General features: G+C 66.3%; 20 protein-coding genes. 8 read left to right on the forward strand and 12 right to left on the reverse strand.

Features of this window, described 5'->3' with window-relative positions; genetic code table 11:
* Positions 1–74: 74 nt before the first annotated feature.
* The 3 genes from ACP96_RS13175 to pyrH are packed head-to-tail and all read right to left on the reverse strand — an operon-like array spanning position 75 to position 2,734.
* A complete protein-coding gene (locus ACP96_RS13175; protein ID WP_050033641.1) occupies positions 75–302 on the reverse strand; it encodes a DUF7573 domain-containing protein in 228 nt (75 codons plus the stop codon).
* On the reverse strand, positions 303–2,012 hold the full coding sequence (lysS, locus tag ACP96_RS13180; RefSeq protein WP_050033642.1) for a lysine--tRNA ligase: 1,710 nt from the start codon (positions 2,010–2,012) through the stop codon (positions 303–305).
* Positions 2,009–2,734 carry a UMP kinase gene (gene pyrH, locus ACP96_RS13185; RefSeq protein WP_050033643.1) on the reverse strand — a complete coding sequence of 242 codons (726 nt, stop codon included), beginning with the start codon at positions 2,732–2,734 and terminating at the stop codon, positions 2,009–2,011. Before pyrH ends, lysS begins: the two co-directional genes overlap by 4 nt.
* A 116-nt stretch (positions 2,735–2,850) precedes the next feature.
* Between pyrH and ACP96_RS13190 the strand changes: the two genes are divergently transcribed.
* The 3 genes from ACP96_RS13190 to ACP96_RS13200 all read left to right on the forward strand — a co-directional run bounded on the left by ACP96_RS13190 (position 2,851) and on the right by ACP96_RS13200 (position 5,639).
* Positions 2,851–3,681, forward strand: coding sequence for a molybdopterin synthase (locus ACP96_RS13190; protein ID WP_050033644.1), 831 nt, complete (start codon positions 2,851–2,853; stop codon positions 3,679–3,681).
* 354 nt (positions 3,682–4,035) lie between these two features.
* The gene (locus ACP96_RS13195; protein WP_050033645.1) at positions 4,036–4,287 is read left to right on the forward strand and encodes a DUF7123 family protein; all 252 of its coding nucleotides are present in this window, start codon (positions 4,036–4,038) and stop codon (positions 4,285–4,287) included.
* 200 nt (positions 4,288–4,487) lie between these two features.
* On the forward strand, positions 4,488–5,639 hold the full coding sequence (locus ACP96_RS13200) for a site-2 protease family protein (protein ID WP_050033646.1): 1,152 nt from the start codon (positions 4,488–4,490) through the stop codon (positions 5,637–5,639).
* A gap of 33 nt (positions 5,640–5,672) precedes the next feature.
* Here ACP96_RS13200 and ACP96_RS13205 read toward each other — a convergent pair whose 3' ends face one another.
* The 3 genes from ACP96_RS13205 to ACP96_RS13215 all read right to left on the reverse strand — a co-directional run bounded on the left by ACP96_RS13205 (position 5,673) and on the right by ACP96_RS13215 (position 8,585).
* Positions 5,673–7,346 (reverse strand): ABC1 kinase family protein, encoded by a 1,674-nt coding sequence (locus ACP96_RS13205; RefSeq protein WP_050033647.1) that lies wholly within the window; start codon positions 7,344–7,346, stop codon positions 5,673–5,675.
* Between the two features lie 3 nt (positions 7,347–7,349).
* Positions 7,350–7,763, reverse strand: coding sequence for an Hsp20/alpha crystallin family protein (locus ACP96_RS13210; RefSeq protein WP_050025729.1), 414 nt, complete (start codon positions 7,761–7,763; stop codon positions 7,350–7,352).
* Between the two features lie 66 nt (positions 7,764–7,829).
* A complete protein-coding gene (locus tag ACP96_RS13215; RefSeq protein ID WP_050033648.1) occupies positions 7,830–8,585 on the reverse strand; it encodes a DUF2391 family protein in 756 nt (251 codons plus the stop codon).
* A gap of 102 nt (positions 8,586–8,687) precedes the next feature.
* Here ACP96_RS13215 and ACP96_RS18755 point away from each other — a divergent pair, with 102 nt between their 5' ends.
* Positions 8,688–8,840: a hypothetical protein gene (locus tag ACP96_RS18755; protein ID WP_154020472.1), complete on the forward strand. Its 153-nt coding sequence runs from the start codon at positions 8,688–8,690 to the stop codon at positions 8,838–8,840.
* Positions 8,841–8,885: 45 nt separating this feature from the next.
* Here ACP96_RS18755 and ACP96_RS13220 read toward each other — a convergent pair whose 3' ends face one another.
* Positions 8,886–9,668 (reverse strand): alpha/beta fold hydrolase, encoded by a 783-nt coding sequence (locus tag ACP96_RS13220; RefSeq protein ID WP_050033649.1) that lies wholly within the window; start codon positions 9,666–9,668, stop codon positions 8,886–8,888.
* Between the two features lie 67 nt (positions 9,669–9,735).
* Entirely contained in the window at positions 9,736–10,977 is a 1,242-nt protein-coding gene (locus ACP96_RS13225; protein ID WP_050033650.1) for an RNA-guided endonuclease InsQ/TnpB family protein, read from the reverse strand.
* 248 nt (positions 10,978–11,225) lie between these two features.
* On the opposite strand from ACP96_RS13225, the gene ACP96_RS13230 reads away from it, so the two are divergent.
* Positions 11,226–11,477, forward strand: a complete 252-nt coding sequence (locus ACP96_RS13230) for a DUF7127 family protein (protein WP_050025733.1) — start codon at positions 11,226–11,228, stop codon at positions 11,475–11,477.
* On the forward strand, positions 11,474–13,741 hold the full coding sequence (locus tag ACP96_RS13235; RefSeq protein WP_050033651.1) for a CDC48 family AAA ATPase: 2,268 nt from the start codon (positions 11,474–11,476) through the stop codon (positions 13,739–13,741). The genes ACP96_RS13230 and ACP96_RS13235 overlap by 4 nt, the downstream gene beginning before the upstream one ends.
* A gap of 42 nt (positions 13,742–13,783) precedes the next feature.
* Here the strand turns inward: ACP96_RS13235 and ACP96_RS13240 are convergent, their stop codons facing one another.
* On the reverse strand, positions 13,784–14,023 hold the full coding sequence (locus ACP96_RS13240) for a hypothetical protein (protein WP_050025738.1): 240 nt from the start codon (positions 14,021–14,023) through the stop codon (positions 13,784–13,786).
* Positions 14,024–14,450: 427 nt separating this feature from the next.
* On the opposite strand from ACP96_RS13240, the gene ACP96_RS13245 reads away from it, so the two are divergent.
* Positions 14,451–18,740, forward strand: a complete 4,290-nt coding sequence (locus ACP96_RS13245) for an intein-containing adenosylcobalamin-dependent ribonucleoside-diphosphate reductase (protein ID WP_050033652.1) — start codon at positions 14,451–14,453, stop codon at positions 18,738–18,740.
* Between the two features lie 73 nt (positions 18,741–18,813).
* Positions 18,814–19,167, forward strand: a complete 354-nt coding sequence (locus tag ACP96_RS13250) for a DUF7718 family protein (RefSeq protein ID WP_154020473.1) — start codon at positions 18,814–18,816, stop codon at positions 19,165–19,167.
* A 4-nt stretch (positions 19,168–19,171) separates the two neighbouring features.
* Here the strand turns inward: ACP96_RS13250 and ACP96_RS19320 are convergent, their stop codons facing one another.
* The 3 genes from ACP96_RS19320 to ACP96_RS19325 all read right to left on the reverse strand — a co-directional run bounded on the left by ACP96_RS19320 (position 19,172) and on the right by ACP96_RS19325 (position 20,177).
* Complete coding sequence (locus ACP96_RS19320; RefSeq protein ID WP_202593954.1) at positions 19,172–19,309, reverse strand: hypothetical protein; 138 nt, start codon at positions 19,307–19,309, stop codon at positions 19,172–19,174.
* A 122-nt stretch (positions 19,310–19,431) separates the two neighbouring features.
* Complete coding sequence (locus tag ACP96_RS13255) at positions 19,432–19,902, reverse strand: hypothetical protein (protein ID WP_050033654.1); 471 nt, start codon at positions 19,900–19,902, stop codon at positions 19,432–19,434.
* A gap of 119 nt (positions 19,903–20,021) precedes the next feature.
* Complete coding sequence (locus tag ACP96_RS19325; RefSeq protein WP_202593955.1) at positions 20,022–20,177, reverse strand: hypothetical protein; 156 nt, start codon at positions 20,175–20,177, stop codon at positions 20,022–20,024.
* Between the last annotated feature and the right edge of the window lie 26 nt (positions 20,178–20,203).

Raw genomic sequence — 20,203 nt, forward strand, 5'->3', positions numbered from 1 at the left:
ATATCCAACAAAACATCAGGTGATCGTCGCCGTAACTAACGGCTGACCCGCTTCGTATTAAGTTTTGATTCAGATCACCACGACTTACAGGCGGGACAGACGCGGTCCCCGTCGTCGAGCCAGCGGCGTTCGACGCGCTCGCCGCACCGCTCGCAGTCGGCGCCGCCGGTGGTCCACGTCGCCGTCGACGTGGCGGGGATCGGGTCGTCGAGGGTATCAGTGGGGTCGGCGTCTGCGGGGTCGGACTCCGAAGCGTCATCGTCCGACCCCTCGAACTCGTCGAGCGAGCGGTCCTCGGGCATCTACGCCTCCCGGCGGAGCCGAGCCACGACGTAGTCGCGCTCCAGTTCGCCGAGGAACTCGCCGAGCCGCGGCCCCTGCGTGTCGTCGAAGAAGAGCCGGTAGCCGGCGGTGAAGAAGTCGCTCACCTCCACGTCGTGGGCGCGCGCCGTCTCGTACATCTCCGACTGGATCGCGTCGCCGTCGTGGCCGGCCGCGACGAAGTCGGCGAGGTCGTTGAGCGCGGCCGCGACGTCGTCGTCGAAGTCGACCTCGGGCAACTCCGTCTGGAGCAGGTAGTCGTACTCGTTTCCGGTGCGTTCGGCCCAGTTGCGCGCCTTCTCGACGCGGGCGAGCGCCGCCTCGACGACCTCGTCGGAGGCGTCGTCGGGGATGTGCCCCTCGTCGCGGGCGAGCCGCTCGCGGAAGTCGGGGTCGTCGACCATCCCGAGGACGGCCGCGAAGGTGTACGGGAGCCGCACGGGCCGCTCCTCTGGCGGGTCGTCCGCGCGCCCGACGACGAACGGGTAGGCGCGCTCGGCGAAGGCAGTGAGATCTTCGTCGTCGACCTCGCCGAAGTACGCGCGCTCGAACCGGTCGAAGCGGTCGACGAGCTGGTCGAGCCGCTCGATGTCGAGGTCGCGGGCCTTCTTCGGGTGGAGCGCGAAAAAGTACCGGAGCACCGCGGGTTCGAGCAGTTCGAGCAGTTCCGGGACGGTGACGATGTTGCCGGCCGACGAGGAGAGCGGCTCGCCGTTGAGCGTGAACCACTCGTACACCATCGGCACCGGCGGCTCGATTCCGAGGACGTTCCGAGCCACGTCGACGCCCGAGGGCCACGACCCCTCGGCGTGGTCCTTCCCGAAGGGCTCGAAGTCGACGCCGAGCACGTCCCACTGGCCGGGCCACTCCAGTCGCCACGGGAGCTTCCCCTCGCGGAACGTTGCCGTGCCCTCGTGACCACACCCCTCGATGACCTCGTCGCCGACCTCCATGTCGGTGCAGACGTACTCGACGGTCTCGGCGTCGAGATCGATCCCGGTGACCGTCTCCGTGATCTTCCCGCACTCGGAACACACCGGGTTGAAGGGGACGTACTCCCCGTCCACCTTGTTCTGATACGTCGAGAGCACCTCGCGGACGCCGTCGAGGTCCGAAAGCACGGTTCGAGTCACGTCGTCGAAGGCGCCGTCGGCGTACAGCTCCGTGTTCGACACCATCTCGACCGGAATCTCCAGCCGGTCGGCGTCGGCCTTCAGCAGGGCCGCGAAGTGGGCGGCGTACGAGTCACGCTCGCCGAACGGGTCGGGGATCGCGGTGTACGGCTTCCCGAGGTTCCGCCCGAGCGCGCCGGCGTCGACCTCGCCGAGCCCGACGATCTCACCGTCGGCGTTCGCCAATTTCCGCGGGAGCTTGCGGAGCGGGTCCTTGTCGTCGGAGGTGAACACCTGCCGGACCTCGTGGCCGCGATCGCGGAGCACCGCCGCGACGAAGTAGCCGCGGATGATCTCGTTGAAGTTGCCGAGGTGCGCGACCCCCGAGGGAGAGACGCCGCCCTTGATCACGATCGGCTCGTCGGGGTCGCGCGCCTCGATCTCGTCGGCGACCACGTCGGCCCAGAAGGCGTGGAACCCCTCGCCGTCGGCATCGTCGACCTCGTCGCCGGCTCCCGCCGCGCCGTCGGCCCCCTGAGACTGTTCGGAGAGGATGTGCGGGGAGTCGTCGGCGCTCACGCGTCGCTCGCCCCCGTCCAGTAGGTCGGCTCGTCGCTTCCGGTCGGCACCACGTCGGTGCCGGTGTGCTCGCCGCGGAGCACGGCGTCAACGACCGCGCTCGGGTCGGTGCCGTCGAGGACGATCGACCGGATGCTCGCCCGGTCGATCAGCTTGGCCGCGAGCAGGTCCACCGGCGCGGACGCGCCCGCGTCCCGGCTCATCGGGAGGACGATGTCCACGAGCTCCGCCGGCGACATCGACTCGAACTGGGTCGCGTCGGAGTCGACGTTGGGGTCGGCGTCGTACACGCCGTCGGCGCTCGTGGCGTACACGAGCAGGTCGGCGTCGACCGACTCCGCGAAGGCGGCAGCGACCGCGTCGGTGGTCTGTCCGGGTGTCACGCCGCCCATCACCGCCACCTCCCCGCGGCGGAGGGCGGCGGCCGCCTCGTCGTACCCCGTCGCCGGCGAGAGGTTCGCGCTGCCGTCGAGCGCGGCGATCAGCAGCCGGGCGTTGAGCCGGGTCGTCCCGATGCCAAGCTGGTCGAGCTCGACCTCGTTCGCGCCGAGGTCGCGCGCCGTCTCGATGTACTCGCGCGCGACGCCGCCACCGCCGACGACGACGCCGACCTCGCAGCCGTCGGCCGCCAGCCGCTCGATCGCCTCGGCGTACGCGGTCACCCGGTCGGGGTCCAGATCGGGCGCGAGCACGCTCCCGCCGATAGAAACGACGACTCTCATTACGGTTGGATACCCCTGTCGCGCTCTTAAGGATTATCAAGCGAGACCGGGTCGCTTTCGGCCGCTCTCCGGTGCCCTCGGGAAACCCCTAAGCCGCTCGCAGCCCGCCTTCGGGTATGCAACCGATATCGATCGTCGGCCCGGGTGCGAGCGACCTCGCGAGGTCGCTCGCGGATCGGCTCGACGGGCGAGTAGCGGTCGTCGACTGCGGAGAAAGAAATGTCGCGGCGAGACGAGGCGACCTCGACGGCGCGGAGGGAGGGACGGAGATGACCGCCGAGACGACGCTCTCGCTCGCCGCCGACGGCTCGTGGACGGGCCGCGGCCGCGTGGACGGACTCGACGACCTCCTCGACGGGCTCGCGCCCGACCACGACTACCTCGTCGCCGTCGGCGAGTCCCGCCTGCGCGTCCCGACGGTCCTGCTCGGCGAGGACGCAGAGCCGTCGGACGTTCCCGGTTCGGTCGTCGCCGTCGCCGACGCACCCGGCGAGGTCGAGGTCGACCGACTCGTCGCGGACTTGGACGACGCGGAGCCGTGGATCACCCGAGAGGCGCTCGTACGCCGCGTGGAGGCGTCCGCGGACGCTGACCGCGCGGGTGCGATAGCGACCTTCACCGGGCGCGTTCGCGCGCGAGACGCGCCCGACGACGACCGTACCACCCACCTCGCGTTCGAGAAGTACGAGGGGGTTGCCGCCGAGCGGATGGACGCCATCACGGACGAGCTGACCGAGCGCGACGGGGTGTTCGAGGTCCGGATGCACCACCGGACGGGCGTGATCGAGGCGGGCGAGGACATCGTGTTCGTCGTCGTCCTCGCCGGTCATCGCCGCGAGGCGTTCCGAACCGTCGAGGACGGAATCGATCGGCTGAAAGACGAGGTGCCGATATTCAAAAAGGAGGCCACGGAAGAGGAGGAGTTCTGGCTCCACCGACGTGACTGACCCCTGCTCGGCCACCCGAGGCCTGCAACCGGCCCGCGATCGACCTCCGCGGGTGACCCGACCCGGCTGCGCGATCGGTGACAGTGGCGCCGCACACCGCCATCTTCCGGCAATATCTTCTGGTTAAGCCCTGCTCACCAATCTACCGAAGCGGAACAGCTACCGAAATCGGATGCCAGTTCGAAGCTATTAGAAAGCAGTATAAAATTTCTAAGTGGTTTTGAAACCGTTTTGAACGGTCTGTCAGACACGTTTTAGCCGGTGTCCTCGGATTAAAACGCCATGAAAACCGCTGAACGCCCCCCAACGGTCGTGCCTTTATAACATCCTCTGGGGGCAAGTATGGAGTGTACTATGAGCGCGACTGCAAACCCCTCCACGACGACCGACGACCTCAGCAAGGAAGAGCGGTTGAAGCGGTACCTGCTCGACCGCGCCGAGGAAGGCGAGATGTACTTCAAAGGGAAGTTCATCTCCGAGGACGTCGAGCTCTCGCCGAAGGAGATCGGCGCCCTGATGGTGAAGCTCCGGGACTCCGCCACGGAGCTCACTGTCGAGAAGTGGTCGTACACGGGTGCGACGACCTGGCGCGTCGAGCCCGCCTGACCGCCGGAAGCACCGCCGTCGAACAGCGCGCTCACGCGCGTCCCCGCATCGTACGCTGATAACCCCTCTCGCACCGGTCGACGACTCGCACCGGCCGACGACTCTTCTTCGGTCTCCCGCGCTTCGCCAGCGAGCCGAAGCGGTCGGCGAACGCTTCGCCCGACGCGGGGTTTATACTCGCCGGCAAGCTACGACCGACGATGCCAGAACACGAGGACGGGGAGCCGTCGGGGGCGTCCGACGTTCCGCGTCCCGAACCGCTCCGGACGTTCTTTCGGATCGACGAAATCCGTCGGGAGGACGGCCGCGTTCGGTACGTCGGAGAGTCGTACGTCCCGGAGCGCACGCTGTTGCGGAAGCTGGTCCCGGAGTTCCGCGACGCCGGGTACGACGTCGACTTTGAGACGGTCGAGGGTGGACACGTCGTCGTCGCGACCCCGTTCGACCGCGGGCGGGACGGGGTCCCGTGGGTCAACGTCGCCATGTTCGCGGCGACGGTGCTGTCGACGCTGTTCGTGGGCGCGTACGGCTGGTACTACATCGGCTGGGAGGAGATCGCGGCGAACCCGCTCGTCATGCTGCGAGCGTGGCCGTTCACCGCCGCGGTGCTCGGCGTCCTCATGACCCACGAGCTCGGCCACTACGCCGCCGGGCGGTACCACGGCGTCGACGTCTCGCTTCCGTACGTCATCCCGTTCGTCTTCCCGTTCGGGACCCTCGGGGCGATCATCCGGATGCGGGGTCGGATGCCCTCTCGGAAGGCCCTGTTCGATATCGGGGTCGCCGGGCCGATCGCCGGGCTCGTCGCGACCGTTCTCGTCACCGCGATCGGGCTCTCGCTCGACCCGATCCGCGTCCCGGCGGAGATCGCCAGCTCGTCGGGGACGATGATCCGGTTCAACAACCCGCCGCTTCTGGGGATCATCGCCGATCTCCTCGGGCAGCCGACCGCGTACGAGGACCCGTCGCTCTCAGCGCACCCGGTGGTTATCGGCGGCTGGGTCGGGATGTTCTTCACCCTCCTCAACCTCCTGCCGGTCGGCCAGCTCGACGGGGGGCACATGGTCCGGGCGATGGTCGGTCCGCGACAGGAGACGATCGCGGCGCTGGTCCCCGGCGCCCTCCTCTCGATCGCCGCGTACCTCTACTTCTGGCGCGGCTTCGGGCTCGACCAGTCGGTGGGGCTGTGGGCGTTCTGGGGCGTGTTCGCGCTCGTGATCGCGTTCAACGGACCCGCCGACCCGGCCGACGAGGAGCGGCTTGGGTGGCCGCGGCTCGCCGTCGGGATCGGGACGTTCGCGGTCGGCGCGCTCTGTTTCCTCCTCGTTCCGATCGAAGTCGTCTCGGCGTGAGCGGCGGGGTTCACGCGACGATGTGGCTGTCGGTCAGTCCTCGCGCCGCTTTTTCATCCCCTGTCTGGTGAACTGGGGCTTCGCTCGGATCCCGCGCTTCTTCCGGAACGACCGGTAGAGCGCCACGGCCAGCGGGGCGGCGAGTAAGAGCACGACCGCCGCGAGCCGCCACGACTGGGCGAACGAGTAGAGGATCGTCGCGGAGAGCACGCCGACGGCGAGCAGCACCGAGTAGGCGATCCGCATCGCGAGCTTGTCGAGGACGTTCGAGCCGTCGTCGATCGTGACGTCGACGTGGAGGTCGCCGCGGTTCGCGCGGTCGAGGAAGTCGTCCGCCTTCGGCGGGACCGTGAACAGCGCCTCCGCCGTCTTCTGGGCCTGCTGTCCGGCGTCCTCGGCGAGGTTGCGGGCGGTCTGCTCGTAGTATCCCTCCTCCTTGAGGTACTCCGTCGCGGTCGAGATGAAGTCGAACTCGGGGTCGAGCGTGACGCAGACCCCTTCGACGACGGTGGCGACGCGGAGGACCAAGGCGAGGTTCGGCGGGAGTCGGAGCGGGAACTCGTAGATGGTGGACTCCACCTGCTCGATGATCTGGTTCACCTGATACTGCTCGATGTCCTCGCCGCTGGCGTCGGCGATGGCCAGCTCCATCACGTTCCCCATCACCTCGCGGTCGGCCTCCGGCGAGAGGGTCCCCATCGCGATCAGCGTGTCGAGGATGCCGTCGATGTCCTGCCGGGCGACCGCGACGTAGAAGTCGACGATCTTCTCCTGGACGAACGGGTCCACCCGCCCGGCCATCCCGAAGTCGTAGAAGATCACCCGCCCGTCGTCGTCGACCGCGAGGTTCCCGGGGTGGGGATCGGCGTGGAACACGCCGTCCTCGATGATCATCTGGAGGTACACCTCTTGGAGGGTCTCGGCGATGGCGTTCCGGTCGTGGCCCGCGTCATCGAGGGCGTCGATGTCGCTGATCTTGGTCCCCGGGATGTACTCCATCGTGAGCACCCGCGGCCCTGAGACCGCCTCGAAGGCGGTCGGGATCCGGATCCGGTCCTCGTCGGCGAAGTTGTCGCGGATCTCCTCGAGCATCTCTCGCTCGCGCTCGTAGTCCATCTCCTCGCGGATCGTCTTCGAGAACTCGTCCGCGAGGTTCTCTAGGGAGAACGCCCGTCCGCTGCCGATGAACGCCTTGACCAGCGGGATCGACCACCGGATCGTCCGGAGGTCGGCCTCGACGAGCGACTCGATGTTCGGACGCCGGACCTTGACGGCCACGTCGGTCCCCTCGTAGCGGGCGGTGTACACCTGCCCGAGGCTCGCGCCGCTTATCGGCTCCCGGTCGAAGTCGTCGAACGTCTCGTCGACCGGGCCGAACTCGTCTTCGAGGACGACCTTCGACTCCTCCCACGGGGCCGGCGGCACGTCGTCTTGGAGCCCCTCCAACACCTCGATGTAGGCCGGCGGGAGGATGTCCGGTCGCGTCGAGAGGATCTGGCCGAGCTTGATGAACGTGGGGCCGAGCGTGAGCAGGATGTCGAGGAGGACGGCGGCGCGCTCGCGCTGCGTCTCGGCGTCGACCTCGCGGCCCCCGCCGAACAGGAAGTACCGCTTCCGGTCCCGCCAGTAGGCGACGATCAGCGGCGAGAAGCGCCGCATGACCACGAAAAACCGCCAGTAGGCGCGAAGGTTTACCAGCGTGACCACCCGTCAGGCGTCGTCGGCTTCGGTGTCGTCGGACTCACCGTCGCCGTCGGACTCCCCATCGCCGGCCTCGTCGACCGGAATGGTGCGGGAGGCGCCGTCGGTCCGCTTGGGGATCGTCACTTCGAGCACCCCGCGGTCCATCTCGGCGTCGGCGCCGCTGCCGTCCGCGTCGCCGGGGAGCGGGAGTTCCGCGTCGAGGAATAGCGGTCGGTCCTCGCGCACGTAGCGGAACCCCTCGGGGACCTCCTTCTCGCGGCGCCCCTCGATGGCGATCCGGCCGTCTTCCGCGAGGACCTCGGTGGTCTCGGCGGTGGCGCCCGGGAGGTCGACGACGAGCACGTACCCCTCGTCGGATTCGAGCAGGTCCGCAAACACCGCGTCCGGGAGGTCCCGGAGCGCGTCGCGTAACGCTGACATGCACACGGGTACGGTCGCCGCGGCGAAAAAGGTGTGGAAAGGGGGGGACGGTCCCGCTGGGGCCGGTTAGTCGTCGAAATCGAGGTCGAGGTCGAGCTCGCTGATGTCCTCGCCCTGCGACTCGCCCGGGAGGATGTCGCCGAGGCTCGCGCCGAACGCGGCGGCGGCCCAGACGACCGCCACGCGCGAGACCCGTTCGAGTCCGGTGGGATCCCCCTCGTGGAGCCGGCCCCAGAGGGCCAGCATGAACACGGAGGTGAACAGCGAGACGAGCAGGATCCCGGCGTAGCGCCGGGGAATAACCCCCAAAATCGGATGGCTGATCTCGATCTGGCGGAAGTCCGCGAAGTACAGCAGTCCGGCGGTCAGGAGGAGCACGAACCCCACGTGCGCGAGCAGGAAGACGGGAACGCCGCCCGGCGTCACCGCCGCGAACCACGTCGCGATCTCGAAGACGCCCCCCTCGACGAGCAGGGGCAACGCGAAGAGGACCGACCCCACGAACGCCTCGGCCATGTCGCGCGACGTGTACTTGGTGATGCGGGTGGTGAACGCGGCGCTGCCGGGCATGCGCTCGACGAGCGAGATGGTCTGGCGCACCTTCTCGCGCTCGTGGCCCTCGTCGACCGTGTCGCTCAGGGCGTCGAGCTTCGCGAGCAGGTCGTTGATGTCCGGGTCCGCGGGGCCGTGCGTCGAGGCGTCGGAACTGCGCGAGGCATCGGAACTGCGCGAGGCATCGGAACTGCGCGAGGCGTCGGAGGCAGCGTCGCCCTCGCGGGAGCCGGAGCGATCGGAGCCGCCGTCCGGGCCGGAGCCGTCCATTGGGTTCCGATCGAGACCGTCGTTTAAAAAGGGTGCCGGCGGCCGCCGGAGACGGGGCGGCGAACGACTTAAGTGGTGTGGAGTGTTAGCGTGTGACACGAGGTGAGTACGGAGGACATCGAAGACCGAGACCTACAGCGATCGACGATCGGGTGGTACCGCATCGAGTTCTGTCCAGACGGCTTCCAGACACGGGCCGCGTCTCGGTCCCCGGACGCGCCCCGGACGACCGCTTCGCTCGCCGCGGCTTTTTAAGTACGTCCGTCCCGAAAGCGGCGGCCATCCCCCGCTACGGCGCGACTACGATCCCTCCGAGATCCGCGAGCAGAACGCCGCCAGCGCCGCGTTGAACGCCGCCGGTTGCTCGAGCATCGCGAGGTGCGCGGCGCCCTCGATCGTCGCGCGCTCGCACTCCCCGATCCGGTCCGCGAGGTAGTCGTGGTACTCGACCGGCGTGAGCGCGTCGTGTTCGCCGACGACCGCGAGCGACGGGACCGCGATCTCGCCGAGGCGCTCGCGGACGTCGAAGGCGTGGCAGGTGCGGAAGTCGCGCTCGGTGACCGCGCGCCCGCACGCTCGCATCCCGGCGCGTGACAGCTCGACGTACTCCGGCGGCGCGTCGTGGAAGAGGCGGTCGGGCCCGTGAAGCAGCTCGATCGCCCGGTCGAAGTCGGTCGCCAGCGCGTCGCGCAGGGGCTCCGCGACGGCGAGTTTCGCGCCCGTGCCCGCGAGCACGAGCCCGTCGAGCGCGAGGTCGCGCTCCAAGGCGACCCACAGCGCCACGGCCCCACCCAGCGAGTTGCCGCAGAGAACGGTCGCGCCCGTCTCATCGACGACGGCGGCGGCGTCGTCCGCGTACGCGTCGAGCGCATCGCGGCCGGCGGAGACATCGATGTCGTCGCTGTCGCCGTGGCCAGAGAGGTCGAGCGCTGCGACCGGGAACCGATCGCTCAGGCGCGCCTGCGCCTTCCAAACGTCTTTGCTCCCGCCGCTCCCGTGGACGAAACAGACCGTCGGCCCCTCGCCGCCGCGGTCGAAGGTCCGGTAGGCGGTGTCGCGGCCGTGGTGCGTGACCCGCTCCATGGGCGTTGCTCCCGCGCGCCGTCTCTTGAATGTTACCGCGCGCACGGTGGCGCGGGGAATCCTGCTCTCACGAGGGCAGGCTTCCTGTTTCGATGACGTGACTTGCAGACACCGACTCAAAGCGATCCGTGTCCGTAGCGGCCACAGTCTCCACAGGCGTTGATTCGGGCCATCCCAGCCCTCGTTCAGCAAACCCTCTCTGCAAGACGTTCATCGCCGCGTTCGCGTCCCTGTCTGTCTCGAACCCACAACTCGGACACGAGTGTTCTCTAACCCAGATGGGTTTCGCTGTCTCCACACCGCACGACGCGCATTCTTTGGTCGTGCCTCGGGCTTCGACTTGCACTACGTGAGTGCCGTACAACGCTGCTTTGTATTCGAGGAGAGTGATGAACTGTCGCCACGCCGCGTCTTGCTTGTTCCGAGCGTTGTGCGACTGTTCGAGCATCTCCTTGACATTCAAGTCTTCGACAAATACGGCGTCGTACGTCTTCACGAGCCACGTCGTAATCTTGTGCTGGTAGTCCAGCACCTTCCGCCGGATGTGACGCCTAGCCTTCGCCACTTCTTGGCGTTGCTTCTCGTAGTTATTTGATCCGTGTTCTTTCCGTGAGAGTTTCCGTTGCTCGTGGCGGAGCCGATCGTACTCGTCATCGAGATCGATCCAATCCACAGTCTTCCCGTCACTCGTGTGGACGTAGTTGAGGATACCAAGGTCAATCCCCACGCTGTTACTCGCGGTGAGTGATTCAACAGCGGGTTTTTCTGGGACGTGTTCGTCCTCAGTTTCGAGACTAAATGTGATGAACCACTCTCCCGTGGTTTCCTTTTTGAATGTGGCTTCTTTGATCGAAGCGTGGTCAGGAATGGGGCGAGAGTACCGGATCTTCATCCATCCAATTTTGCTGAACCAAACGTATGCGTCCTTGTCGTGGCCCCTCTTTTCATCGAGGTCAAAGCCAGACTGATTGTACGTGACGCTTCGGTAGTCGGTGGGTGCTTGCCGTTTGAGCCGACCGACGTTGTACCCCTTTTCTTTGAGTTCACTCAGGACAGTGAGGTTGTGGTGGAAGCGAGCGACAGTGGCTTGTGCAGCTTTCGAGTGTGTTTCTGCGAACACTGGCCACGTGCGTTTCCACTCAGGGAGTTTGTTGTTCTGGTCGTACTCGCTCGGTTTGTCGTCCTCGGGACTATTCGTGTAGTCCCAGCGGACGTGGTTGTAGAGTTGACGATGAACGTTTAGATGGTGTTCCAGTCCTTCCGCTACCTCTTGTGTCGGGTAAGCGTGGTAGCGGTGACTGTATTCCATCGCTGTCTTGTGATTAGTGATATGTTGATTTAATGGTTTGTATTGTGAGTTGTCGGCTTCATCCCCGACCACGGTGGGTCGGGGTATTCGCCCCGTATCTATCATAAAGGGCACCGCCGAGCCGAGCGGTCGCCGACGGCGCCGCGATTGACCCCGAACCGCAACACTACCGATATTCTGTTATCATCTCACGTCCTGCGGTTTTTGGCGATATGTTTATATACTCTCGCGCCTAACTTGTAGTTAGCATGAATCACCAACAGACCCGATCGAGCGGAGACGGCGCGCTGCTCCGCCGGTACGAGTACGAGGACGGGTGGGTCGTCGCCGCCGATCTGGGCGCCGACGCCGAGAACGTCTCCGTCGACACGGTCGGCGAGACCGCGATCGTCGTGATCGAGAGCGACGACGAGCCCGTCGAGTCGGAGTTCGAGCTCCCGAGCGAGGCCGACTCGGTCTCCGTCGAGAACGGCGTGGTCACCGTGGAGGGCCAGCGATGAATCTCACGGTCAGACCGCTGAAACAGAAGGACGCCGGGCGCCGCCTCGCGGCGATCGACCGCGTCGCCGCCGAGGAGCTCGGGCTCTCCGGCGGGGACATCGTCCGCGTCGAGGGATCGGACGGCGCCGCGATCGCCCGCGTCTGGCCCGGGTACCCCGAGGACGACGGGACGGGCGTCGTGCGCATCGACGGCCGCCTCCGTCAGGAGGCCGGCGTCGGGATCGACGACCGCGTGACCGTCGAGGACGTCGACGTCTCGCGGGCGGAGTCGGTCACCATCGCCTTCCCGAGCCAGCTCCGCGTCCGCGGGCAGATCGCCCCGTTCATCCGCGACAAGCTCTCCGGCCAGCCGGTGACCGAGGGCCAGACGATCCGCACGTCGATGGGCTTCGGCCTGATGGGCGGTCAGTCGCAGGCGGTGCCGATGAAGGTCGCCTCGACGACTCCGTCGGGGACCGTCGTCATCACCGACGACACCGAGATCGAGATCTCCGAGGTCCCCGCCGAGGAGCTGACCGAGCAGAGCGAGGCCGGTGACGGCTCCAGCGAGGGGCCGGACGTGGCCTACGAGGACATCGGCGGGCTCGACAGCGAACTCGAACAGGTCCGCGAGATGATCGAGCTACCGATGCGGCACCCGGAGCTGTTCAAGCGGCTCGGCATCGATCCGCCCAAGGGCGTGCTCCTGCACGGCCCGCCGGGCACGGGGAAGACCCTGATCGCCAAGGCCGTCGCCAACGAGATCGACGCGAACTTCCACACGATCTCCGGCCCGGAGATCATGTCGAAGTACTACGGCGAGTCGGAGGAGAAGCTCCGTGAGGTGTTCGAGGAGGCGTCCGAGGAGGCGCCCGCGATCATCTTCATGGACGAGCTCGACTCCATCGCGCCCAAACGCGAGGAGGCCGGCGGCGACGTGGAGCGCCGCGTCGTGGCCCAGCTGCTCTCGCTGATGGACGGGCTCGAGGAACGCGGCGAGGTCGTCGTCATCGGGGCGACGAACCGCGTCGACGCCATCGACCCCGCGCTCCGGCGCGGCGGCCGGTTCGACCGCGAGATCGAGGTCGGCGTCCCCGACCGCGAGGGCCGCAAGGAGATCCTGCAGGTCCACACGCGGAACATGCCCCTGGTCGACGAGATCGACTTAGACGAGTACGCGGACAACACCCACGGCTTCGTCGGCGCCGACTTGGAGTCGCTGGCGAAGGAGTCGGCGATGCACGCGCTGCGGCGCATCCGCCCCGATCTCGACCTCGAGAGCGACGAGATCGACGCCGACGTGCTGAACTCCATCCAGGTCACGGAGTCCGACTTCAAGGAGGCGATGAAGGGCATCGAACCCTCCGCGCTCCGCGAGGTGTTCGTCGAGGTCCCCGACGTGAGCTGGGAGCAGGTCGGCGGCTTAGAGGACACCAAAGAGCGGCTCCGCGAGACGATCCAGTGGCCGCTCGAGTACCCCGAGGTGTTCGAGGAGCTCGACATGCAGGCCGCCAAGGGCGTCCTGATGTACGGCCCGCCGGGCACGGGGAAGACCCTGCTCGCGAAGGCGGTCGCCAACGAGGCGGAGTCGAACTTCATCTCGATCAAGGGGCCCGAGCTGCTGAACAAGTTCGTGGGCGAGTCCGAGAAGGGCGTCCGTGAGGTGTTCAGCAAGGCCCGCGAGAACGCGCCGACGATCGTGTTCTTCGACGAGATCGACTCGATCGCGACCGAGCGCGGCAAGAACTCCGGCGACTCCGGCGTCGGCGAACGCGTCGTCTCACAGCTGCTGACGGAGCTCGACGGGCTCGAATCGCTGGAGGACGTGGTCGTTATCGCGACGACGAACCGCCCGGACCTGATCGACTCGGCGCTGCTCCGGCCCGGCCGGCTGGACCGCCACGTGCACGTCCCCGTGCCTGACGAGGACGCGCGCCGGAAGATCCTAGAGGTCCACACCCGGAACAAGCCGCTGGCCGACGACGTCGACCTCGACGCCATCGCCCGGAAGACCGAGGGCTACGTCGGCGCCGACATCGAGGCCGTGGCCCGCGAGGCGTCGATGAACGCCTCCCGGGAGTTCATCGGCAGCGTCTCGCGCGAGGAAGTGGGCGAGTCCGTCGGCAACGTCCGCGTGACGATGCAGCACTTCGAGGACGCGCTCGACGAGGTGAACCCGAGCGTCACCCCCGAGACGCGCGAGCGCTACGAGGAGATCGAAAAGCAGTTCCGCCGGTCGGAGGTCGAGTCCGCGGAGACCGAGCCCGGAACCGCCTTCCAGTAGTCGGTCCGGCTCCGGTCGGATCGGCCCGCGGCTGCGGTTTTTCTAGACGACGCCCAGCGTCGACAGCAGGTAGAGCACGGCGACGACGACGATTCCGATCGTGACGAGTCGCCACGCGAGCTTCAACACGAACTTCCCGAGGACGATCACAACCGCGATAGCGACGAGCGCGGCGAGGAGTTGACCGGTCGGGCTGGCGAGGATGCCGGCCTGAAGCGGTACCGAAGCCGCGAGCGCGGCGAGCGAAGCAGTCATGTCCGGGTCCACGGCGACGCCCGGCATAAGCTTGTGGGAGCGAGAGCGACCGACTGTTGTCGTTTTTTGATAGGTCTGCGGCAAAAACCGCGGCTGACGACGACGAACGATCACCGGTACGACCCCCGTGAACGCGGTACCGTGTCGCATTCCCCGGCGAGTCCCCGCCGAACAACCCCCCTTTTGTTCCGGTGGGAAGGGACCTCTTTGATGCGGTTTTCTCCGCCACCGATCAGTTTCACTCCGGTCTGGCTACGCTTATGTGTCCGGAGTCCGTTCCTTGTCGACGTACCGAAATTCAGCGTCAGACGCGCGGAACGGACGTTGCATAACGAATCGTACATATAGACGCCCGTCGGGTCCGAATATCCGAACGTACAAGGGCCCGCCTCACAAGTACACCAACACTACAGATGATCCATATCTCACGCCAACCGAGCGGGGTGGCCGTCGAATGAGCAGCGACGGCGTCGCCGCCGACGAACTCGAACTGCCGATCAAACGCACCACGGGCGAGACGATGGAGGACCGTCTCACCGCCAACGCCTACCACAACATCCTGCCCGCGCGCTACCTCCGGAAGAACGCGGACGGGGAGGCGATCGAAAATCCCGAAGAGCTGTTCGACCGCGTCGCGCGCAACGTCGCGCTCGCTGAGGCCGTGTTCGAGGCCGAGAAACAGGACGTTGAGGTCACGGTCACGCCCGACCAGCTCAAGCCCGATCACCCGCGGCGCGACGAGCTCGCCGAGGAGGTCTTCGGCGCGGGGACCACCGCCGAAGATGACGCCGAGACGGCGCTCACCGCCCACAACGTCAACAAGTTCGCGTACGACACCGTCGTCCCCGAGCTGCCCGAGAGCGTGCGCGACCACGTCGAGGCGACCGCGGACCGATTCCGCGACGGGATGGAACAGCTCTCCTTCATGCCGAACTCGCCGACGCTGATGAACGCGGGCGACGAGCTTCAGCAGCTCTCCGCCTGCTTCGTCGACTCGCCAGAGGACGACATCACCGACATCCACCAGACCGCCAAGGAGGCGGCCGAGGTGTTCCAGTCCGGCGGCGGCATGGGGTACGCCTTCTGGAAGCTCCGCCCCTACGGTGACTCCGTCGGCTCCACCGGCGGCATCGCCTCCGGGCCGATCACGTTCATGCGGACGTTCGACCAGATGTGCGAGACGATCGCGCAGGGCGGCGCGCGCCGCGGCGCCCAGATGGGCGTCATGCGCGTCTCGCACCCGGACGTCATCCAGTTCATCCACTCGAAGAACAAGGACGTCTCGCTGGCTCACTCACTGCGCCTGAACGACCCCGACGACTTCACGCACAACTCCTTCGCGGACGCCTTGGAGGAGGCGCGCGAGCTGATTGATGACGACGGGAAGGTCCCCGAACACCTCCGGAACGCTGTCGAGGGCCACCTCTCGAACTTCAACATCAGCGTCGGCGTCACCGACGACTTCATGGAGGCGCTGTACAACGACGAGGAGTTCACCTTCACCAACCCCCGCACGGAGGAGCCCCACGTCGCGACCCCCGAGACGAAGGAGATATACGACATGTTCGGCCTCGGCGAGCACGTCGAGGTCGGCGAGGTGCTCTCGATCCCGGCCCAGGAACTCTGGGACGACATGATCGAGGGCGCCCACGAGAACGGCGAGCCGGGCGTCATCTACCTCGAGCGTGTCAACAAGGAGCACTCCTTCGACACCGAGGAACACCCCGACCACCGGATCCTCGCGACGAACCCCTGTGTCACCGGCGACACGCTGATCAGCACCGAAAACGGCCTCGTCGAGGCTGAAGAACTCTACGAGCAAGGTGTCGCGCGCGACGTGGTCGTGGACGGGCGCCTCAGCGAGGAGACGCTCAAGGAAGCGAGTAGCGTCTACAAAACCGGCGAGAAGGACGTCTACAAGCTCACGACCGAAGAGGGGTACGAACTCCGGCTGACCGCCGACCACCGCGTCATGACGGACGACGGATGGGTCGAAGCCGGTGATCTCGGTGCAGGCGACACGGTTCACATTCAGAACCGGAAAGGCTCCTTCGGCCAGCACGGAACGGCCGCGGAAGGTCGTGTGCTCGGCTGGATGGTCGGTGACGGCCACCTCAAAAACGGTGAAGAACGTGCCGTACTCAACTTCTACGACGAGGACGCCGAGGTCTCGGAGTCGTTCGCGGCCGATGTGAACGAGGTCGTTCGCGATCCCGTCGGTAACGCCGACTACGAGGTCGGTGTCAACGAGATCGCCAGAGGTGACGACTACCGCGGTACACAGGCCGTCGAACAGCGGATCCGCTCGGCCCGACTGTACGAGTACGCCGAGGAGGCCGGCTTAGTCGACCAGAAGCATCAGGTTCCTGAGGCAGTGATGCGCGGGAGCGAGGAGATGGCACGCGGATACCTCCGTGCGCTGTTCTCCGCGGACGGCAGCGTACAGGGAAGCAGTGAAAATGGACGGAGTATTCGACTCGCGAGTTCGGAACTTGATCTGTTAAAACAGACTCAACAACTGCTTCTCAACTTCGGTATCGCGAGTCGACTCTACCGTGAGCGTCGTCCCGCACAGAGTCGAAAGCTGCCGGATGGTAACGGTGGAACGAAAGAATACGACACGAAAGCTCAACACGAACTGGCGATAACCAAGGACAATCAACAACGGTTCGCCGAGGAGATTGGATTCCTCCGTGATGATAAATCAGAGCAACTCCGAGAGAATCTCGATGCATATACATACGGCCCGCAGAGTGAGACGTTCACCGCAACTGTAGCCGCAGTCACGGCCGATGGACATGAGGAAGTATACGATCTGACTGAGCCGGAAACGCACTCGTTCGTCGCTAACGGTGTTGTAACCCATAATTGCGGGGAGCAACCGTTGGAGGAGTACGAGGCGTGTAACCTCGGCCACATCAACCTCTCGACGCTCGCGGCGCAGGACGCGCCGGACTGGCGCGTCTGGTCCGCGGAGCACGCCGACGAGTACGACTCGCAGGAGGCGGCGATCGACGCCTTCCTCGAGGAGGCGATCGACTTCGAGGAGTTCGACGAGCGCATCGACTACGGCACCCGCTTCCTGGAGAACGTGGTCACGATGTCGGACTTCCCGGTCGAGAAGATCGAGCAGAAGGTCCGCGACATGCGGAAGATCGGACTGGGAGTGATGGGGCTCGCGCAGCTGTACATCCAGCTCGGGATCCAGTACGGTACCGAGCCGGGTCACGAGGTCGCCCGCCAGCTGATGACGCACATCAACCACGCGTCGAAGCAGACCTCCCACGAGCTCGCGACGGAGCGCGGGACGTTCAACGACTGGGACGAGTCGAAGTACGCGAACCCCACCGAGCACCGCGAGTGGTTCGAGCACTACACCGGGCTCGACGCCGACGAGTGGGAAGACGGGTTCCCGATCCGCAACCACAACACGACGACGATCGCGCCCACGGGCACGACGTCGATGATCGGCAACACCACCGGCGGCTGCGAGCCGATCTACAACGTCGCCTTCTACAAGAACGTCTCCGACGACGTGCAGGGCGACGAGATGCTCGTCGAGTTCGACGACTACTTCCTGCGCACCTTGGAGGCGAACGACGTCGACGTCGACGCCGTCAAGAAAGAGGCCCAAGCGCAGATGGCGGAAAACGAGTTCGACGGCGTTGACGGGCTGGAGACGGTCCCGGAAGCGATCGGCGAGCTGTTCGTCGTCACCGGCGACCTCTCGGGCAAGCAGCACGCGGCGGTCCAGTGCGCCTGCCAGAAGGGCGTCGACTCCGCTATCTCGAAGACGTGTAACTTCCCGAACGACGCCACCGCCGAGGAGATGGAAGAGGTGTACCGCTACATCTACGACCACGGCGGCAAGGGCGTCACCGTCTACCGCGACGGCACCCGCTCGAAGCAGGTGCTCACGACGCGCGCGAAGAACACGGAGTTCGCCGACGAGAGCGAGGCGGCCGAGGCGATCGTCGAGCAGATCGGCGAGGTGTTCGGCGGCATCGAGTCGTTCCTCGACAACGAGGACGTGCAGGCGGCGATCGACGCGGAGATCTCGGACCTGCTCGAAGCCAGCGAGCAGCCCCGGATCGACTACAGCGAGCGCAGCCCGCGCCCCGACTCCCTGAACGGCGTCACCCAGCGGGTCGAGACGGGCTACGGCAAGCTGTACGTCACCATCAACGAGGACGACAAGGGGCTGCCGTTCGAGCTGTTCGCGAACATCGGCCACTCCGGCGGCTACACCAACTCCTTCACGGAGGCGCTCGCGAAGGTCATCTCGACGGCGCTCCGCTCGGGCGTCGACCCCGAGGAGATCGTCGACGAGCTGCAGGGCACCCGGAGCCCGAAGGTCGCGTGGGACAAGGGCGAGCAGATCCAGTCGATCCCGGACGCGATCGGCACCGCGCTCCGGCGCTACCTCGACGACGAGATCGACAAGGGGATCCCCCAACAGCAGAGCCTCGACGACGTGGAGGGCGTTGCTGAACCGCCGAGCCAGACCGACGGCGGCGCGGTCGACGCTGACACGGCCGACGCCGGAACCACGACCGATACCCCGGTCGACGCTCCAGCCGCCGGCGGTCCCGAGGCCGCGGACGACGCGGCCGGCGCGGACGACGCGATGCAGGAACTGATCGCGGCGGGCGAGTCGCCCGAGTGTCCCGAGTGCGGCGGGATGAACCTCTACTACTCCGAGGGCTGCAAGACGTGCGAGTCGTGCGGCTGGTCGGAGTGTTAGAATAGAACCTCCACTTCTCAGTCTTTTTATGACGAGTCGCTCCACGCCCGACCATCGACATAGCCATCCCGACGTGGATTACACGGTCCACATAGAGTACGGACTCTCGCGGATCAATCTGGAGATGGGGCTTTCCGATGGAAGCGTAGAGTGGTTCATCGTTCAGCTAGAACAGAACGTCGGCCAGCGATACGGAGAACGAGACTGGCGACAGGTGGCGCGATTCGATCATCACCCCGACTCAGCGTGGGGGCATGATATCGAGTCCGAACGTCTGCATCTCGATTTATATCGAGACGGGCGGAAAGTCGACGTTCAGCGCGGATTTCCACGGGTGACCGCGGAAAACGCTCCCGCGTACTGCGAACGCTTTTTCAAAGAGCGCGCTGGGGATCTCCTCGAAAGATACGGTCCGCGAAACGAGTAGTTGCCTACCGCTCTTTTTCCGGGACCGATTCGAGATCGCCGAGCTCCGGGATCGGCTTGTCATCCGCAGAATATTTTTCCACGGGCTCACCCGTCTCCTCAGATAGAACGGTATCTGCGGATTTTGTCTCGTGAGTAGGCATTGGTCTCGTGTCTCGACGTTGTATCCCGCAGATAAATAGCTTGTCACCGCTTGTACAGCAGCGACGAAATCGCATTTCACCGGCCGTACGAGCGAGTGGGAGTCGAAAAGAACGTCGCGGAGTCAGTCGTCTTCGAGCGCCTGCGCGATGCGCTGGAGCTGACGGGTGGCGTCGCGGACCTCGTCGCGGAGCTGGCGCACCTCGCGGACGAGCTCCTCGTTACCGGCCTGATCGCCGCGCTCCTCGCCGCGACCGCCCGCGCCGCCGGGACCGCCGCCGCCCATCCCGGGCGGACCGCCCGCGCCGCCGGGACCGCCGCCGCCCATCATGCCGGACATCATCTGTGCGAAGGGGTTGCCGCCGCCGCCACCGCCCATCCCCGGCGGACCGCCGCCGCCGCCCATCATCTCCTCGGGATCGGGCCGGTCGCCCTCCTCGCGCTCCTGCTCGCGTCGCTCGCGGATCTCCTCGACGCGCTCGCGGAAGGACTTCTCTTCGGCGTCTTCGCCGTCGGCGTCGCCGCCCTCGGCTCCGGCGGCGCTGTCGCCCTGTCCCTCCCCGGCGTCGGCGTCAGTGGGGTCATCGTCTGCCATGGGCCTCGGTTCGGCGTCCCGGCCGAAAAGGGTTGTCGTGCCGCCCGCGACGGTGCGTTTATAAGTAGTCGACGACCGGAGGAGTCCGGATTCGATCCGCAATCAGGTCGACGGCAGCGTCATGTCCGAACCATGCGGTGGCAGTTCGGACACTCCGCCGTCTCCGCGTCCCCGCCGGCCGCCGGTACGTGATCGCCGCAGTTCGGACACCGGATCCGAGTGCGCGCGTACTCGGTGCTCGATCGGACTGAGGACCGTTCGGTGTCGTCGCCCATACACCCTTGTCAACAAGTGTCATACA

It is taken from the genome of Halorubrum halophilum (assembly GCF_000739595.1).
Classification (GTDB): domain Archaea; phylum Halobacteriota; class Halobacteria; order Halobacteriales; family Haloferacaceae; genus Halorubrum; species Halorubrum halophilum.

Coding starts and splice junctions, on each gene's coding strand:
- ACP96_RS13175 (WP_050033641.1), bottom strand. CDS start 302: ATGCCCGAGGACCGCTCGCTCGACGAGTTCGAGGGGTCGGACGATGAC.
- pyrH (WP_050033643.1), bottom strand. CDS start 2,734: ATGAGAGTCGTCGTTTCTATCGGCGGGAGCGTGCTCGCGCCCGATCTG.
- ACP96_RS13190 (WP_050033644.1), top strand. CDS start 2,851: ATGCAACCGATATCGATCGTCGGCCCGGGTGCGAGCGACCTCGCGAGG.
- ACP96_RS13195 (WP_050033645.1), top strand. CDS start 4,036: ATGAGCGCGACTGCAAACCCCTCCACGACGACCGACGACCTCAGCAAG.
- ACP96_RS13200 (WP_050033646.1), top strand. CDS start 4,488: ATGCCAGAACACGAGGACGGGGAGCCGTCGGGGGCGTCCGACGTTCCG.
- ACP96_RS13210 (WP_050025729.1), bottom strand. CDS start 7,763: ATGTCAGCGTTACGCGACGCGCTCCGGGACCTCCCGGACGCGGTGTTT.
- ACP96_RS13215 (WP_050033648.1), bottom strand. CDS start 8,585: ATGGACGGCTCCGGCCCGGACGGCGGCTCCGATCGCTCCGGCTCCCGC.
- ACP96_RS13220 (WP_050033649.1), bottom strand. CDS start 9,668: ATGGAGCGGGTCACGCACCACGGCCGCGACACCGCCTACCGGACCTTC.
- ACP96_RS13225 (WP_050033650.1), bottom strand. CDS start 10,977: ATGGAATACAGTCACCGCTACCACGCTTACCCGACACAAGAGGTAGCG.
- ACP96_RS13230 (WP_050025733.1), top strand. CDS start 11,226: ATGAATCACCAACAGACCCGATCGAGCGGAGACGGCGCGCTGCTCCGC.
- ACP96_RS13235 (WP_050033651.1), top strand. CDS start 11,474: ATGAATCTCACGGTCAGACCGCTGAAACAGAAGGACGCCGGGCGCCGC.
- ACP96_RS13240 (WP_050025738.1), bottom strand. CDS start 14,023: ATGCCGGGCGTCGCCGTGGACCCGGACATGACTGCTTCGCTCGCCGCG.
- ACP96_RS13245 (WP_050033652.1), top strand. CDS start 14,451: ATGAGCAGCGACGGCGTCGCCGCCGACGAACTCGAACTGCCGATCAAA.
- ACP96_RS19320 (WP_202593954.1), bottom strand. CDS start 19,309: ATGCCTACTCACGAGACAAAATCCGCAGATACCGTTCTATCTGAGGAG.
- ACP96_RS13255 (WP_050033654.1), bottom strand. CDS start 19,902: ATGGCAGACGATGACCCCACTGACGCCGACGCCGGGGAGGGACAGGGC.
- ACP96_RS19325 (WP_202593955.1), bottom strand. CDS start 20,177: ATGGGCGACGACACCGAACGGTCCTCAGTCCGATCGAGCACCGAGTAC.